General features: G+C 41.6%; 16 protein-coding genes. 5 read left to right on the top strand and 11 right to left on the bottom strand.

Annotated elements, in window-relative coordinates; translation table 11 throughout:
• Position 1: 1 nt before the first annotated feature.
• The 11 genes from gatA to FA047_RS16215 all read right to left on the bottom strand — a co-directional run bounded on the left by gatA (position 2) and on the right by FA047_RS16215 (position 9,873).
• Complete coding sequence (gene gatA / locus FA047_RS16265; protein ID WP_136837150.1) at positions 2–1,432, bottom strand: Asp-tRNA(Asn)/Glu-tRNA(Gln) amidotransferase subunit GatA; 1,431 nt, start codon at positions 1,430–1,432, stop codon at positions 2–4.
• A gap of 44 nt (positions 1,433–1,476) precedes the next feature.
• Complete coding sequence (locus tag FA047_RS16260; RefSeq protein ID WP_136837149.1) at positions 1,477–1,686, bottom strand: Sec-independent protein translocase subunit TatA/TatB; 210 nt, start codon at positions 1,684–1,686, stop codon at positions 1,477–1,479.
• A gap of 11 nt (positions 1,687–1,697) precedes the next feature.
• Positions 1,698–2,138: a twin-arginine translocase TatA/TatE family subunit gene (gene tatA, locus FA047_RS16255; RefSeq protein ID WP_136837148.1), complete on the bottom strand. Its 441-nt coding sequence runs from the start codon at positions 2,136–2,138 to the stop codon at positions 1,698–1,700.
• Positions 2,139–2,192: 54 nt separating this feature from the next.
• A complete protein-coding gene (locus FA047_RS16250; protein ID WP_136837147.1) occupies positions 2,193–3,458 on the bottom strand; it encodes a murein hydrolase activator EnvC family protein in 1,266 nt (421 codons plus the stop codon).
• Positions 3,459–3,481: 23 nt separating this feature from the next.
• Positions 3,482–4,270, bottom strand: coding sequence for a DUF4292 domain-containing protein (locus tag FA047_RS16245; RefSeq protein WP_136837146.1), 789 nt, complete (start codon positions 4,268–4,270; stop codon positions 3,482–3,484).
• Positions 4,248–5,321: a tetratricopeptide repeat protein gene (locus FA047_RS16240; RefSeq protein WP_136837145.1), complete on the bottom strand. Its 1,074-nt coding sequence runs from the start codon at positions 5,319–5,321 to the stop codon at positions 4,248–4,250. Before FA047_RS16240 ends, FA047_RS16245 begins: the two co-directional genes overlap by 23 nt.
• Positions 5,322–5,327: 6 nt before the next feature.
• The gene (dut, locus tag FA047_RS16235; RefSeq protein ID WP_136837144.1) at positions 5,328–5,759 is read right to left on the bottom strand and encodes a dUTP diphosphatase; all 432 of its coding nucleotides are present in this window, start codon (positions 5,757–5,759) and stop codon (positions 5,328–5,330) included.
• A gap of 142 nt (positions 5,760–5,901) precedes the next feature.
• Positions 5,902–7,377 carry an MATE family efflux transporter gene (locus FA047_RS16230; RefSeq protein ID WP_136837143.1) on the bottom strand — a complete coding sequence of 492 codons (1,476 nt, stop codon included), beginning with the start codon at positions 7,375–7,377 and terminating at the stop codon, positions 5,902–5,904.
• Position 7,378: 1 nt separating this feature from the next.
• Positions 7,379–7,660 carry an acylphosphatase gene (locus FA047_RS16225; RefSeq protein WP_205943336.1) on the bottom strand — a complete coding sequence of 94 codons (282 nt, stop codon included), beginning with the start codon at positions 7,658–7,660 and terminating at the stop codon, positions 7,379–7,381.
• A gap of 37 nt (positions 7,661–7,697) precedes the next feature.
• Positions 7,698–8,639 carry an NAD(P)H-dependent flavin oxidoreductase gene (locus FA047_RS16220; protein WP_136837142.1) on the bottom strand — a complete coding sequence of 314 codons (942 nt, stop codon included), beginning with the start codon at positions 8,637–8,639 and terminating at the stop codon, positions 7,698–7,700.
• Positions 8,640–8,694: 55 nt separating this feature from the next.
• Positions 8,695–9,873, bottom strand: coding sequence for an amidohydrolase family protein (locus FA047_RS16215; protein ID WP_136837141.1), 1,179 nt, complete (start codon positions 9,871–9,873; stop codon positions 8,695–8,697).
• Between the two features lie 51 nt (positions 9,874–9,924).
• Here FA047_RS16215 and FA047_RS16210 point away from each other — a divergent pair, with 51 nt between their 5' ends.
• The 5 genes from FA047_RS16210 (at position 9,925) to FA047_RS16190 (ending at position 14,369) form a co-directional block, all read left to right on the top strand.
• On the top strand, positions 9,925–10,617 hold the full coding sequence (locus FA047_RS16210; RefSeq protein ID WP_136837140.1) for a helix-turn-helix transcriptional regulator: 693 nt from the start codon (positions 9,925–9,927) through the stop codon (positions 10,615–10,617).
• A 135-nt stretch (positions 10,618–10,752) separates the two neighbouring features.
• The gene (locus FA047_RS16205) at positions 10,753–11,250 is read left to right on the top strand and encodes a DinB family protein (RefSeq protein ID WP_136837139.1); all 498 of its coding nucleotides are present in this window, start codon (positions 10,753–10,755) and stop codon (positions 11,248–11,250) included.
• A gap of 155 nt (positions 11,251–11,405) precedes the next feature.
• Positions 11,406–12,494, top strand: a complete 1,089-nt coding sequence (gene rluF / locus FA047_RS16200) for a 23S rRNA pseudouridine(2604) synthase RluF (protein ID WP_136837138.1) — start codon at positions 11,406–11,408, stop codon at positions 12,492–12,494.
• Between the two features lie 70 nt (positions 12,495–12,564).
• A complete protein-coding gene (gene rlmN, locus FA047_RS16195; protein WP_136837137.1) occupies positions 12,565–13,614 on the top strand; it encodes a 23S rRNA (adenine(2503)-C(2))-methyltransferase RlmN in 1,050 nt (349 codons plus the stop codon).
• A 47-nt stretch (positions 13,615–13,661) separates the two neighbouring features.
• On the top strand, positions 13,662–14,369 hold the full coding sequence (locus FA047_RS16190) for a ComF family protein (RefSeq protein ID WP_225872759.1): 708 nt from the start codon (positions 13,662–13,664) through the stop codon (positions 14,367–14,369).
• Positions 14,370–14,378 lie beyond the last annotated feature (9 nt).

Raw genomic sequence — 14,378 nt, 5'->3', positions numbered from 1 at the left:
CTCAACTTACATGCTCGTTTAAAAAATTATGGGACAGCGCCAGCAAATCTTCTTCACCGAAGTGCCTGGCCATTAATTGAATACTTAACGGTAAACCTTCACTATTATTGCCCAGAGGCAAAGCAATAGCCGGAATGCCGGTCAAAGATGCAAGCACCGTAAATATGTCCGCCATATACATCACTAGCGGGTCTTCCATGTTTTCTCCAATTTTAAATGCAGGTGTCGGGGCCACCGGTGTTACTATTACATCGAATCTATTCAGCAATTCTTCCATCTTTTCCCTGATCAGTCTCCTCACCTGCTGTGCCTTTTGATAATAAGCATCATAATAACCTGCGCTCAGTACAAACGTACCCAGCAAGATCCTTCTCTTTACTTCTTCACCAAATCCTTCAGCTCTTGATTTTTTATACAATTCATTCAGGTTTGACGCTTCAAGGTTGCGGTAACCATAATGCACACCATCATATCTAGATAGATTTGAGGAGGCTTCTGCTGTAGTCAGCACATAATATGCCGGCACTAAATAGTCCAAAAGATCAAATGAAACATACTCAATGGTATGTCCCTGTTCCTTTAGCTGCTCAATTGAACTAAGTATAGCTGAATTAATTTCCGGATCAAGTACTTCGCTCTCCAAAGTTTCCTTTAAAACAGCAATCTTCTTCTTTTCAAAAGCACCCAATCCTTTGGCATAAGCCGGAACGACATTTTTTGAAACGGTACTGTCGTAATCATCAGCGCCAGCCAGAACTTCGAGTAGAATGGCAGCGTCACCAACTGATGAAGTAATTGTACCTACCTGGTCAAATGAAGAAGCGTAAGCAATTACACCATAACGTGAAATCCTGCCATAAGTAGGTTTCAGTCCAATGCAACCACAGAAAGCTGCAGGCTGTCTAACCGAGCCCCCGGTGTCAGTACCTAATGCAGAAAGACAAAGATCTGCCTGCACTGCTACCGCCGAACCGCCTGATGAACCTCCGGCTACACGACTGGTATCCGCCGCATTTTTCACTACACCATAGTAAGAGGTCTCATTGGAACCACCCATTGCAAACTCATCGCAATTCAATCGTCCTATAATCACCGCATCTTCCCGTATCAGTCGTTCTATTACTGTAGCCGAATAAGGTGAAACAAAGCCTTCGAGCATCTTAGAAGAAGCCGTAACCTCATGCCCTTTATAGGAGATATTATCTTTTATACCGATCACCATACCGGCAAGTTTACCGGCTATTCCATCGCCTATTTTCTGCTGTACAACTTTTGCCTGTTCAGCCGCAGAATAAAAAAACACCTCATTAAAAGCATTGAGGTGTTTATTCATTTCTATTTGCTCAAAATAATAGTCTAATAACCCTGGCAAACTTATTTTTTTTTGACCAATAAGGGTTTGTATCTCTGTTAAGGAGTTATACTTCTTCAAATTCAAGAATACATTAAAGGTTTATAGAAATTGGTTAATAAAACCTACAAAGGTTTATTGGTGTTTGCACGATTTTGATCTGCAGGATCTCCATCTACACCATCTTTTCCATCTTTAAATTCTTTAACGCCTTTTCCTAAGCCTCTCATCAGTTCAGGGATTTTTTTACCACCGAAAAGCAATAATACGATCACCAGTATGATTGCAATTTCTGCTCCTCCCAGCCCTAAGGCCATTATTGTTGTATCTAACATGATATTTTTCCTTAAAGTTTAGTTTTATCCGTTTCTATTTTTGTGTTCTCCGTATAATCATCATGAGCAGTTACACTTTCGGCAGCTGAATGATCAGCAGTCTCAATGCCTTCCTTCTCAAAATTGATATTGCGTTTAGGTTCGTCCGTTTCGTATGAGGTTCCTGAATATTCCTGCGAGGAATCCGTATCTCCCGGATGATGACGTAAATTGTCATTCACATCACTTACCATATCTTTTACATCATCAACTATACCTACGGAATTAATGTTCCTGTGGATTTCTCTTTTTACACCTTCTGACGCATCTTTAAAATCCCTCATCCCCTTTCCGAGTCCTCGTGCAAGTTCAGGTAATTTTTTACCTCCAAATAACAAAAGTATAACAACCATAATGAGCATTACCTCTGGCCCACCCATCCCCATGAAATCTGCTAACGTCCCTGTATACATTTTCTTGCGTGTTTTTATTGATTTAATACAAATATAACTATTTTGTTTGCCAATTTACTTGCCCCCAAGCCATGCTTCAGGATTTTGAGGAACTGTACCACGCCATATCTGAAATTTAACAATAGGCCTGCCGTCCTCATGGCCCGCCACACCTATGTTTTGTCTGGTAGTAACCGTTTGTCCGCTTGATACACTTGCCGACTTAAGGTTACTGTAAACTGAAAAGTATTGTCCGTGCCTGATCAGTACAAAATAACCGCCCATTGCACTGTTCACCGTACTTACGGTACCATTAAACACTGCACGCACCGGCGCTCCTTCCTGAGTTTCAATATCAATACCATCATTGTCATTTTGAGCTTGTCCAACTTTATATTTACCAAAGCGCTGGGTAATAGTAGCCATAGTAACAGGCCATGGCAGTGAACCCCTGTTACCTTCAAACTGAGCTGAAAGTTTTGCAGATTCAGGGGTCGCAGTCAGGTAGCCGCCTGATGCCTTGGACTTTTCGGCAGCGGTGGTCGGGGCAGGTTTATTTTCAGCCTTGGCTTTGGCTGCAGCCAAACGCTCTTCCTCTTCTGCCTTTTTCTTTGCCAATGCAATTTCTCTTGCAATTGCAGACCTTATATTTCTCTCCAGTTGCGCTGCTTGTTTCTGTTTACTGGCAATATCCTGCTTATACAACCGCTCCTGCTTACTGAATCTATTCAATACTACCGATTGCTCCGATTTATTCTTTCCGAGTTTATTCTTTTCATTCTCCTGCTCATGAAGCAGGCTACTTTTCTCTTTCAGGTTTTTATCCAGAATTACGATTTTATAATTCAGGTCCTTTTGCTTGCCTTGTATATAATCCGCCTGCTTCTTCCTATACTGCCCAAACTGCTGCAAATATTTGATTCGCTTATAAGCCTGATTAAAATCAGAAGCTGCAAAGATGAACATCATCTTATCATATGCATTCTTATTTCTCTGGGCAAATCTGATCATGCTACCGTACTCCTTTTTCAACTGGCCAAGCTGGCCCTTTAGGTTATGTACGGTATTCGTATTCTCATGGATCTGGTTATCTAGATTTTTAATCTCAGAGTTAATCACCGAAATTTTGCTCTGCATCAGCCCTATTTTTGCATTTAAGGACTTAATCTCACCCAAAGTAAGTTTTTTGCTATTCGCAGCCTTGTTCGCATTTTTCTGCAACAAATCAATTTCGCGCTGTAAAGCTTCTTTTTTTCTTTTAAGTTCTGCACTGCTTTGTGCTACAGCAACAGATGCGGTCAATACAAAAAACAGGAATAAGAGGAATTTGCTTAGCTTCATTGCACCAAAAGTATTAAAAAAAATCAGTTTATTACCTCATACTTAGTAGGAACATTAAACGGAAAGTCCAGTGGAACATTGCGTTCTATCTTAGAAAAGTCCAGTGTAAGCCCTATTTTCTGAGTGCCCGCCATCGAACTGATCTTAATATTAGAAGGTACAAGAACGTCGTCTATTTTCTGATAATCTCCGTAAACAACTTTCAATGCCTTCCCTGACTTCACATCATTTAAATTGGTTTGTCCTATTTTAAAAAGCGTATTAAAAAGAACATTGTAAGCCAGATCACCCTGTTCTCCTTTAAGTACCCAAACACCATCTTGCTGTTCAAGATCTGATTGCTCAACCATAAAATCATCTATGGTATTCCCTGAAAAAATGGACTGTAATAACGCAAAATTCACCTGTTTATTAGTATAGGTATGCACATAGCTAAATGGCTTCTTCAAATAAACGCCCTGAAAGCTGTTTTTCACCTTGATACTATCAGGCGTAATCAAAGCCCTCGCCACTTCAATCCCGGCAAAAGCAGTAATGCTTACCCAAATCTTTTCTCCTTTAACCATCCTGAAGTTCATGGTCACGTTATTTACATTCCCGTTGATATCCAGCGTCGCCTTAGCTTTTATAGACAAAGTATTGAAAACCATGTCTTTTTCTTTCAGCATCTTCAGGGTCTCTATCTTTTTGCTGCTCACAGCAGTAGTTGTATCCGTTGGTGGAACTACCACTACGGCCTTTTTTGTCTTACAGCCCATGGCCAGGACAATCATGGCAGCAAAAGCCAGTTTATTTAATGTATTTCCGTTCATCTATCTTCTTCTTTAGTTTTCCAGAACCACCGCCACCTGCCTGTACCTTTTTCCATTGTACCACAGCTTGTGCTGCATCTCCTTTTAATGACAAAATATCTCCAAAACATTCCAGGTAAATCATATTCTCCGAATCCAGCTGTATGGCCATTTTAATATTCGTCAACGCCTCGTCGTATTTACGTTCTTCTTGTTGCGCATAGGCCATATAGTAATACAAAATCGCCTGATTAGGGAATACCGCCAATGCCCCATCTCCCATCTTCAGCACATCTTTATATAAGCCCAGATTCATCTGTATATCCATTGCCTGTTCCCATACCGGGTACAATTGGTCTGTAATCTTTAGAACCTTCTTAAGCTGTTCAAGGGCTCCGTTCAAATCCCCTTTTTTATAAAGCTGTTGTGCCTGTGCGGCCATTACCTTAGGATCATTTGGATCTTGCTCGCCCACTGATTGCTGCTGCTCTACATTAACATTATCCTTTTTCTTACCGCGTGTATCCTGCTTGTCTCCCATCACCCGCCCTCTTGCTTCAGTAAGTTCTGCTGATGAACCAAATTTACGTTCCAATTCATCATAACCTTTCAATGCTTCTTCCACTTTTCCTCCAAGCAACAGGGCATTTGACCGGTCAAAATAATAATTATCATTATCCGGCGACAATCTGATCATCTGATTAAATACCCCTACCAGCGCATCCATATTACCATTTCTCTTGTATAGTTCTGCCAGCAGCTTCCAATACCAACTGTTATCTGCATTGATTGATGTTGCTTTTTTAATTGCAATTTCGGCATCCAAAAGTTTATTCTGCCTGAAATTCAACACAGCCAGCTCATAATGAACCGCAGCATTACCGGCATCCATAGCCAATATTTTATTGAAACTTTCAGCCGCCTTTTCGTAGTTCTCGTTGAGCTTTTCTTTTAATCCAGTAAAAAAAAGTGTTTTTATCACATTGCTGTCCAAAGCAGAGATCACCGGCTGCTGTGCAAATGCATTCATTCCGCAGGAAAACAATAAAAATAAAAACAACTTCAATTTCATAACATTCTATTTACCGGTATGTCCGTAACCCCCTGCTCCTCGCGCAGTATCGCTTAATTCTTCTACAGCCTCCCAGCTAATGGTCTCATGTTTTGCAATCACCATCTGGGCTATCCTGTCTCCATTATTTACAACAAAATCAGTATCAGAAAGATTGACCAGCAATACTTTTATTTCACCTCTGTAATCCGCGTCAATTGTTCCCGGAGCATTCACAATACTAATTCCATGCTTATAAGCCAATCCGCTTCTTGGTCTGATCTGGGCTTCAAATCCGATTGGAAGTTCAATATATAAACCAGTTGGAATCAAAACACGCTGTAAAGGTTTAATTGTAATTTCATTTTCTGTAAAAGCACGCATATCCATACCCGCGGCATGAGCGGTTTCATATTGCGGCAAATCATGCCCGGATTTATTGATAATATTTATTTTCATTTCTTAAGTAATATACTTTTAACTATTCAATCCTGATCCTATTTGTTATACATCGTTCACACTTATCCTGTCGTTCACTTACGCTGTCATCATCCTGAGTTGTCCTATCTTCAACATGCTTTGTTCTATCGTCATCCTGAATTTATTTCTTCTTCAATATAAGTTTCAACTGATCTTTTTCAAAATAAAATACTCCGCCTGCAAAAGCCAGCAGCAAGGCATTGCCAATAATTATATTCCTCTTAAATACCCAAAATGATAAAATCACCAGCACCACTGACACCAGTAAATAGATTAAAATCCTCTTCAAATCATATGGAATCGGGTAGTTCCGTTGCCCAAAAATATAGGAAATCACCATCATGATGAAATACGCCAGCAATGATACCCAAGCCGAACCCATAAAACCAAATCTGGGAACCAGTACAATATTGAGCACAATAGTGATAACTGCACCAACTACTGAAATATAAAGTCCATATTTAGTTTGGTCGGATAGGCGGTACCAGATCGATAAGTTACTATAAATACCCAGGCAAACATAACCGAATAATAAAACCGGCACAGCTTCCAGTCCTACCCAGTAAGCCTTATTATTTATAAAATATTTAAGAATCTCAATATTTGCTACTAGCCCGACAAAGATCAATGCTAGCGCCACCACAAAATAGTTCAGGATTGTTGCATAGGTCTGTTTTGCATTGGTATTTTTGGCATGACTAAAAAAGAAAGGCTCAGCCCCCAGCCGGAATGCCGTGATGAAAAGGCTCAAAAATACCGCAATCTTGCAAACCCCTCCATATACACCAAGGTTAAAAGCTGAAACACCCAGTGGCTCAAGAATCATTTTGTCCAGGTTTTCATTGATTACAAAGGATAAATTGGCCACCAGCACCGGCCAGGAATAAGAAACCATTTTAGCGAACAGACCTTTATCAAACTTCAACTGAAGTTTGAGCAATTCAGGAATCAGCAGCAACAACGTCAGCACACTTGCAATGAGATTAGATATGAATACATAACCAATCCATCCTTCGCGGTACCACGATGCAAACCATGCTCCCACAGGCCCTCCTATTCTGATGATTGCGGGAACAACAAACAGGAATATCAGGTTAAAGCCAATAAAAGTTCCAATATTCAAAAACTTGATCAAACTAAAACGCATCGGCTTTTCATCCGCACGCAACTTTGCAAAAGGAATGACACAAATAGCATCAATAAATAGTAACCAAATAAAATAATGTACATATTTAATATAATCAGCTACTTCCTCAGGTTTGCCCGAAAAATGAACCGCAATCGGCTTCGTAAAAACTAACCCGGTGATCAGAAACAACAACGATAATAAGGCAATGCAAAAAAAAGAATTATTGTAAACCTCCTGCTTCTTATCTTCATGTTTATTCAGGTACCTGAAAAAAGTACTCTCCATTCCAAAAGCCAATATCGCATTGATCAATGATGCAGAAGCATACATCTTCGTAAAAATAGAATAGATCCCTGGCTGAAATACCCCAGTAAACAAAGGGGTAAGGATAAAGTTAAACATCCTGGAAACCACGGTTGTCACACCATAGATCGCTGTTTGCCCGAGGAACCTTTTGATAGCCGACATCCTATTTCTTTAAGATCACAAAATCCTTGAAGTGTTTCAGTTCTTCACTTACAGTCACTTCACATCCTTCCACCTTTGCCCTGTCCGGCCCCTCATTGCACCATTCTACAAAAGATTCCAGCACCCACTGTTCTGCTTCTACTTCTATATATACAGAACCATCAGCTTCATTCCTCACAAAGCCCTTAACCCCCGCCTGATCCGCAAAATATTTGGTCGTCTCCCTAAAGCCAACCGCCTGCACTTTACCGGTTATTTTGATATTATTGTGTACTATTTTCATTTAAAATCTATTCCTTAGCCTACAAATATAGGGATGTTTAACTGTTTAAAATACGTGCTCTCGCTTCCAAAAAACCCTCCCAGATCTCTTGCAGGATCTCCGCTGCCGGCTTAATCTCCTTCAGCATTGCCGAAACCTGTCCGATCTCCAGTTCACCCTCCTCCATATTTCCTTCAAACATACCTAATTTTGCCCGTGCCCGCCCCAGGATATTCATTAGCGTATGACTATCCGCTCCCTCCGCTTCGGCCTTGGCAACGGCATCTGCAAATTCATTTTTCAGCAAACGGACCGGCACCAGTTTCTTCATCCTGAGCTTTGTGTCGCCTTCCGATGCTTCAATAATTTTATGTTTAAAATTTGGATGTGCAGATGACTCTTCGGCTACCGCAAAAGCAGATCCTATCTGAACCGCATCCGCACCCAAAGCCATTGCAGCAAGCATGGCGGCACCGCTACTGATGCCTCCAGCAGCGATCACAGGAATCTTAACCGCAGCACTTACCATTGGAATCAGGCACATCGTAGTCGTCTCCTCTCTTCCGTTGTGACCACCTGCTTCAAACCCCTCTGCAACTATCGCATCCACGCCGGCGTCCCGTGCTTTCAAAGCAAATTTTGTATTGGCTATTACATGTACCACTGTAATTCCCTTGTCTTTCAGGAATCCGGTCCATGCAGACGGGTTCCCGGCAGATGTAAAAACAATATGCACGCCTTCTTCTACAATAATCTCCATGATTTCCTGAACATTCGGATACAGCAAAGGCACATTCACCCCAAAAGGCTTTGCCGTGGCCATCTTACATTTCTGAATATGTTCACGTAATACCTCCGGATACATCGACCCGGCACCAATGATACCTAATCCTCCAGCATTGGACACTGCCGAAGCCAGTCTCCAACCACTGCACCAAACCATACCGGCCTGTATAATGGGATATTCAATTTCAAAAAGGGCAGTAATCTTATTGTTCATATCAGCAGATCTATATGCTAAACTATATACTGTTACATCAAATAACCAGTTATCTTTAAAATAACCGTTTCATTTTAAAATTCAGGACAGCCTCCTCATTTTTTTCTTTATACCCCAGCAAATTTATACCCGGCCTTTTACCAGGCTCCAGGCTACCATAACGCTCAGTTACACCTAAAAAATCAGCTCCGTTCCAAGTTGCCCATTTAATCAAATCCCACATTGGTATATCAAAATTATTTGCCAGCACCTCCATTTCGGCCAGTATGCTGAGCTTTCTGTTGCTCGCAAGGCTATCTGTACCCAGAGTAATCCTCACACCTGCATCCTTTAGCATGTTTACATCCGGGAGTCTGTCTTCTATGTACATATTGGCCCGCGGACAAAGACACCAGTATAAATTAGGATGAACAGCCTCTGCAAACTTCACATCTTCCATTGAAGTAAACGTATTGTGTACCAGCAATGTCTTATTATCCGGCGATAACAATGGCAAGTAAGTCTGAAGTGATGTTTTTCCTGATGGTTTATAGAAATCGATATTCAGACCCAAAAATTCATATAAATCTAAAAAGCTACCGGTTTTATCCTCAAAAAAAGCATTCTCATCTGCAGTTTCCTGATTGTGGATACTAACCAGCGAAGCTTTGTCAACTGAATTTGCTTTGAGTGCATCAAATAACGCTGAAGAAACAGAGTACGGTGCATGAGGCACGATAGAAAGGGATAGGTCTTCGAATTTTTCTTCAAACTCCAATGCCCGGTCCATCGACAATTTTGCAGTCGCCGGATTAAAGCCCATTACCTCCAGAAATGTATGGTAGTAAATAGGGCTCCCTTTTTTTATTGATGCTGAAATGGCTTGATTTGAAATATCTCCAACAGCAACAATCCCACCTTCAAACATCTCCACATCTGCCTTTAGCATATCTACCTCTATGCTATAGTCATCAGCACTGCGTGTTTTCATCACATTCTTCACAAAATCGACCAACCCCTTCTTTCCCGCTATTTTGGCCTTCATGTGCGAAAGCTCCAGATGGCAATGGGTGTTTACAAAACCCGGGACTAAAATCCCGTCATAAGTAACAACATCCTGAATTTGCCTTTCTGCGGCATCTTCTGCGGTAAATACTGCGGTAATCTTGCCATCTTCTTCTACTCCGACAACCCCGTTCTTTATCGGTCCGGACGTTACTGGATAAACATATGATGCTGACAGGTAAGAAATCATAGATGCAAAGAAAATAAATATATTTGTATCTGATCATTAATATTGACCTCGATGAATCGCATAGACAGGCTTTTTGGAATACTGATTTTGCTGCAAAGCAAAAAATACATCACTGCGGATAAAATTGCAGACCAGTTTCAAATGAGTGTACGTACGGTTTATCGGGATATAAAGGCACTGATAGAACAAGGAGTGCCGATCAGTTTTGAACAGCCCAAAGGATATTTTATTGTACAGGGCTATTTCCTCCCTCCCGTTTCATTTACTTCGGATGAAGCCAATGCCCTGCTGATCATGGAACGCCTGGTTTCCCGCTTTGCTGATAAATCCATTTTCACAAATTATACGACCGCGCTCAATAAGGTCAAGGCAGTCTTGAAGCACGGTCAAAAGGAAAAGCTGGAACTGCTCAATGAAAGCATCAAGTTTCAGCTGCACCATGAAATGATGAATGACGAGTTTGACCATCTGGCAACGTTACAGAATGCCATTTCGGGACAGTTCGTCATTGAAATTGACTACCAGAATAACAAAGGTGAAACCAGTAAACGGGAAGTTGAAGCCATCGGACTAGTATTTTATGCGTACAACTGGCACCTGATTGCCTGGTGTCACCTTCGCGAGGAGTACCGTGATTTCCGGGCTTCCAGAATTATCAAAATCAGGAATCATGGCATTCCTTTCCGAAAAAAAGATCATACGCCATTAAATGACTATATGAAATTGATTCCGGTCAGCCACTAACTCAGTTCGTACCTGCTGGCTGGTGAGTGCACCATTAGTCCACCATTTATAAAAAAGTTTCTATATTAAATTCAGACTGCCATAGGGCTGTCAGTGGGCCTCCGTTTCTTTGTTCTATACAAACAAATAAAGATTATGAACAGAATTAAAACGTACCTGAAAGAACTGGAACAGGAAGCAGTAACCACCCGCAAAATGTTAGCGCGTATCCCGTCTGACAAGTTCAGCTGGCAGCCTCACCCAAAAAGCATGACGATCAAGAGCCTGGCTACGCACATCGCAGAATTGCCTGCTTGGGTAACGATGACCCTGACAACTGACGAACTTGATTTTGCTACAGCGCCCTACACTCCTAAGGATTTAAATACCACCGAAGAACTTTTAGCTTATTTTGAACAATCCCTGGCCGATGGAACAAGTTTGCTTACAGATGAATATGAAAGCGTACTTGATAAACCATGGACTTTGAGAACAGGTGATCAAATTCATACCACAGAACCTAAAGCGGACATCATCCGGATGAGCATCAATCAAATTATTCATCATAGAGCCCAATTGGGAGTTTATTTACGTTTATTGAACATCCCCATTCCAGGGAGTTATGGACCAAGTGCTGATGAAATGGGTCTTTAATATCATCCTTTCTATTTTAAAGTGGGGTCATTTTGTACTGAGAATGACCTTGCTTTCTTTATGATATCACTACGCTTTGAAATATTTTGATAGCATATATGGTTATAAATTGATTCCTTTGTAAAAAAAGAAATCAATTTATAACTCCATTACCCATGTCTGATTCTACAACCCGGTTAAATAAATACATAAGTGAAAGCGGTCTATGCTCAAGAAGAGCGGCCGACAGGTACATCGAGCAAGGCAATGTATATATCAACGGAAAAAAGGCAAAGGTGGGTGATAAGGTATTCTTTGGGGATATCGTAACTGTAAACGGGCAGACCATCGAACCAAAAGAAGTTGAAAATTCTATTTTAATTGCGTACAACAAGCCTGTAGGCATCACCAGCACTACCGAAGCCGGCGTAAAAAGCAATATTGTAGACCATGTAAACCATAGCGAAAGGGTGTTTCCTATCGGTCGTTTGGATAAAGATTCTCAGGGATTAATCTTCCTAACGAACAATGGAGATCTGGTTAATAAAATCCTCAGGGCTGGTAATAATCACGAAAAGGAATACATCGTCACGGTAAACAAGCCGGTAACAGAATCGTTTCTAACGGGGATGGCCAAAGGTGTTCCCGTACTTGGGGTGATGACCAAAAAATGCAAAGTGACCAAAGAAGGTCCTTCTGTATTTAAAATAACCCTGATCCAGGGATTGAACAGGCAGATCAGACGCATGTGTGAGCACTTTGGTTTTGAGGTGGTTAAACTGGAACGTGTACGCATCATGAACGTGAGCGTCAAAGGGATTCCTGTGGGTGAATGGCGTGAGCTAACCCCCGAAGAGCAAACTGAAATCTACAACATGGTAGCCAAATCGAGTTCTGAGTCGGCCTCCGCAGCACCAAAAAGAGTAGTCAAAAAAGCCAAAGCTCCAAAAGAAGATGACTTCATGGAGAACGTAACACCTGGTAGGTCTTCAGGCAGAGCATCAGGACCCAAAGTTGCTGGTAAAAGTGCTGGATCAAGAGCTGCAGGAAAAAATGCTACGGTTAGCCGTGCCGACCGCCCAGCTGGAGGAAAAGGTAAGTCTGCACCTAAATCAGCTTCAGGAGGAAGAGCGGCGGGTGGATCAAAAGCTGCTTCAGGTAGCGGAGACTGGTTTAAAGCCGGCGGACCAAGCAAAAGATCGGTAAGACCAGGCAATGGCAGATCTGGCGCTCCGGGAGCAAAAGTGAAGAGTCCAAAGCGCTAATAACTCATGCTTAAGTCAGGAATATCAATCCTGCAACTAAATAATCTTTTTTTGGTAACTTTGCAGCGAAATGCTTCCTACAAAGAAAACCGATATCCGTTCGCTTGACCTGGCACAACTGCAACAGCACTTTACTGCCATGAAAGAACCTTCCTACAGAGCCAAACAGGTTTACCAGTGGCTTTGGGAAAAGTCTGCCCGTAGTTTTGAAGAAATGAGTAATCTTTCTAAAGAGCTGCGTGCCAAGCTAAATGAAAACTATTCCATCAATGTGGTAGAGGTAAATAATTCTCAGTTCAGTAATGATCATACGATAAAAAACACGTTCAGGCTCTACGATGGCAACATTGTAGAGGGAGTATTGATTCCCATGGAAGAGCGTATGACTGCCTGTGTAAGCTCCCAGGTAGGCTGCAGCCTGACCTGCAAGTTTTGCGCTACGGGTTATATGGACCGCAAGCGGAACTTAAATGCTGATGAGATTTATGATCAGGTAGTCCTGATAGATCAGCAGGCAAAGCTTAATTACAAAGCCCCGCTGACAAATATTGTATATATGGGCATGGGAGAACCCTTGCTCAATTATGCCAATGTTTTGAAGTCTATTGAACGCATTACTGCACCCGATGGACTGAACATGTCGTACAAACGCATTACTGTTTCTACAGCCGGCATTTCTAAGATGATCAAAAAACTTGGTGATGATGGCGTAAAATTCAATCTGGCGGTTTCCCTCCACGCTGCAAATGACAAAAAGCGCAATGAGATCATGCCGATCAACGAGCAGAATTCATTAAAGGCACTCGCTGAATCTTTAAAGTACTATTTCTCAAAAACAAAGAATCCGATCACGTACGAATACATTGTTTTCAATAATTTCAACGATGAAATTGAGGATGCAATGGAGCTGGCCAAATTCTGTAAGCATGTACCATGTAAAGTGAACCTGATTGAATATAATCCCATTCAATTCGCTGATTTCATCAATGCTGAAGAGGATAAAATTGATGCGTTTTCAAATTACCTGAAAAGCCAGGGCATCAATACCAATATCAGAAGAAGCCGCGGTAAGGATATTGACGCGGCCTGCGGACAACTTGCTGTAAAAAACCAAAATTAGTTTCCCGATTTCAACCACCCTGCTGATAAAATGGACTAAATTAGCGGGTGAAATTCTTCAATGCAATTTTAATCCTGTTACAGGATCTTACAGGGCTGTTATTCCCTGAACTATGTTGTGCCTGCAGCACGCTTTTGCACCATGGCGAGGGCGACATCTGTACTTCTTGTATACACAACCTTCCCTATACCGACCACCACATTTACAAAGACAATAAAGTAGCCAGAAAGCTCTGGGGAAGAATCCCTTTCCATCAGGCAATGGCATTATTGCATTTCAGGAAAGGCAATTCAGTTCAGAATCTCATACACCATTTAAAATACAAAGGAAAAAAAGGCCTGGGTGTTAAGCTGGGTACTATACTGGCCGGACAACTAATAAGCAATCCTCATTACCAGGGAATAGATCTGATCATTCCCATACCGTTGCACAAAAAGAAAGAACAAGAGCGCGGCTATAACCAAAGTATGTGCATTGCAGATGGATTATCAGCAGCACTGAATATCCCTGTCGCTAAAGGCTGTCTGATCAGAAAAGTAGCCACCAGCTCCCAGACCAGGAAAAGCAGGTACAAGAGATATGAGAATATGAAAGAGGTATTTGGCATCTCGGACCCAGCTATTCTAGCGGGGAAGCATGTTTTACTGGTTGACGATGTGATCACAACAGGCGCGACCATAGAAGCCTGTGCAATGGAATTGTATAGACACGGGATCGGCAAGCTGAGTATTGCAACCATCGCATTTGCAGATTGAATACTTTTC

The sequence above is a fragment of the Pedobacter frigoris genome (genome assembly GCF_005116445.1).
GTDB classification, from domain to species: domain Bacteria; phylum Bacteroidota; class Bacteroidia; order Sphingobacteriales; family Sphingobacteriaceae; genus Pedobacter; species Pedobacter frigoris.
The sequence above is the reverse complement of the archived record's forward strand: the minus strand, read 5'-3'. Positions and strand labels throughout refer to the sequence as shown.